3 protein-coding genes are annotated in these 2,460 nt (G+C 62.0%); all 3 read right to left on the minus strand.

Annotation, left to right across the window (positions count from 1 at the left end):
* Positions 1-149: 149 nt before the first annotated feature.
* A complete protein-coding gene (locus tag DY926_RS14215; RefSeq protein WP_116703966.1) occupies positions 150-1,499 on the minus strand; it encodes a sensor histidine kinase in 1,350 nt (449 codons plus the stop codon).
* Entirely contained in the window at positions 1,496-2,167 is a 672-nt protein-coding gene (locus tag DY926_RS14220) for a response regulator transcription factor (protein ID WP_116703967.1), read from the minus strand. Before DY926_RS14220 ends, DY926_RS14215 begins: the two co-directional genes overlap by 4 nt.
* Positions 2,167-2,460: efflux RND transporter permease subunit (locus tag DY926_RS14225; protein ID WP_148707804.1), on the minus strand; the 294-nt coding region annotated here is incomplete at its 5' end. The genes DY926_RS14220 and DY926_RS14225, both read right to left, overlap by 1 nt.

The following is a 2,460-nucleotide window of genomic DNA, read 5'->3' on the forward strand; positions in this document are numbered from 1 at the left end:
GCGCTTATGAACTGCAGCACGATGATTGCCGCACAACTCCAGTGAAAAAGGACTGTCGGCACGTCATAGCGCATGCGGTCCGGGGACGTTTCCTGTGTCATGCCAGTATTCATATCGGTCCCATATGACGCGAAGCTGAACGCAAGGTCTCAGGCCTCATCGGGTGATCGCATCACGTCCGGGTCAGGAAAAGTGATGCGGGCGCCAAATCCCCTGCCTGACTTCGAAAGTGGGGAACGCAGGCACACGGTCGCATCCATCTGCCTGGCGATATTGCTGGCGATGGCCAGACCAAGGCCGCTACCGGGCGTGCCGGTCCCACCGCGCACGAACGGGCTGGTCAGCCGCGCCAGTATGTCCGGCGCCAGGGCCGGGCAATCGTTGATGACGTCAATGCGACCATCCGGCAGGATGGTCACCTGCACCGGCATATCACCCCGCCCATGCAGCAGCGCGTTTTCAAGCAGGTTGCGCAGCATGATACCGGTCGCATCCATGTCACCATGCACAAATATGTGGCTGATCCCGTTTGAGTTCAGGATGATGCCACCCCCATCACGTGGGTTATGGTCCAGATCATCCGCCAGGACGCGCAGCACGGTCAGCAGGTCAAAGCGATTGCGCCGGAAGGCAGCGCCCGACGATGCGCGGGAAAACTGCAGCAGTTTTTCCACCGTCCGCCCCAGCCGACGGGTACGGTCGGCAATGATGTTCACCCGCCGGCCTGCCTCTGTTTCCACCGGAACCATACGGCCCAGCATCTGCACCTGCGCCAGCAGGGCACCAAGCGGGTTGCGCAGTTCATGCGCGGCACTTGCGGCAAAGGCCCGTTCGGTGGAAAGCGCCGTTTCCAGACGGGCCAGAAGGGTGTTGACAGCATGCTGGATGGATACGAGTTCGACCGGCAGGTCAAGCGACGGGATAGGCCGCAGGTTGCCGCTGCCACGGGATTGCATTTCATCATGCAGACGGTCGAGCGGGCGCAGGGCCCGCCGCACGATCAGGCGCACCAGCAGCCAGATGACAGGCAGGAAAACCAGTATCGGCACGATGGCAATCGCCGTTGCGCGCCATGTGGCGCCACGACGATGCAACGCGGGCTCCCCCACCAGCACACGATAGGCTGCGGCAGTCGGCGCCGCAATATAAACCCGGAAACGGGGCGTATCGACAAACCCGGTATGGATATCCGGCACAAAGGGCTGAACCGGCGCATTCTGTGAGCGCAACACGACGTGCCCGGACTGATCGACCACCTGATAGGCGAGCGTCCGTGGTCCGACATCAGGCACCCATGCAACAGTGTCCCGTGGTCCATGGGGCTGTGTCGCGATGGTAGCCTGCAGCCGTTCGGAAACTTCCTGCAGGGAATTGTCCAGCCGTTCCGTTATTTCGTAACGGGTGAACCCCGCGACGGCGAGGCTGAGGGCCAGCAGACTGAGCGTCACGACGCCCAGGACACTGCTGACAATCCGGGTGGCAAGGCTCCAGTTCTTCACGCGGCCTCCCCATCGGCCAGGCAGTAACCACGCCCACGGACGGTCCTGATGACCTTATTGCCCACCTTCTTGCGCAGGCGGCTTATGAAAACCTCAACCGTATTGCTATCCACATCCTGGTCCAGTGCATACAGGGCCGTGTCGATCTGCTGGCGTGAATAGATCCGGCCGGGACTGCGCGACAGCAGTTCCATGATGGCCCATTCGCGTGCAGTCAGGTCCAGCGCCCGTCCATCGCATGATACCGAGCGGTTTTCCCGGTCAATCGTAATCTCGCCAATACGGTAACGGACCCGCCTGCGCGGGGCGGCATAGCGCCGCGCCACCGCAGAAATACGGGCCACGAGTTCATTCAGGTCATAGGGCTTGACGATATAGTCATCCGCCCCTTCGGACAGGCCGGCAATGCGGTCGCTGATCTGGTCTTCCGCCGTGGTGATGAGGATGGCGACATTCGATGACGTCCGGCGCACTTCGCGCAGCAGATCGCGCCCGCTCCCGTCCGGTAGGCCAAGGTCGAGCAGCATGAAATCATACTCCACGGTGGCCATGGCCGCACGCGCGTCCTCCAGCGTCGTGAACCAGTCCACGGCATGCCCGTCCAGCCGCACATGTTCCTGTACCGCTGCCCCAAGGTCATGTTCATCTTCCACGATAAGGATACGCATCAATCCTGAACCTTCTCTCGCATGACCCGGGCATAAAGTGATGGCAACACCAGCAGCGTAAGCAGGGTGGATGTCACCAGCCCGCCAATCACCACGCTGGCCAGCGGGCGTTCGACCTCAGCACCAGCACTTTCGGAAAACGCCATGGGAAAAAAGCCAAGGCTTGCCACAAGGGCCGTGGCCATGACCGGGCGGAAACGGGATTCCGCCGCGGCAAAGGCAGCCTGCGCCACGGCCATGCCGCGTGCCCGCAGGGCCGCGATTTCACTGACCAGCACCACACCGTTGAGGAT

Source organism: Komagataeibacter melaceti (assembly GCF_003403295.1).
GTDB lineage: Bacteria > Pseudomonadota > Alphaproteobacteria > Acetobacterales > Acetobacteraceae > Komagataeibacter > Komagataeibacter melaceti.

Bases quoted from the DNA above. Each gene is read 5' to 3' on its own strand.
- DY926_RS14220 (WP_116703967.1), bottom strand. From the start codon at position 2,167: ATGCGTATCCTTATCGTGGAAGATGAACATGACCTTGGGGCAGCGGTA.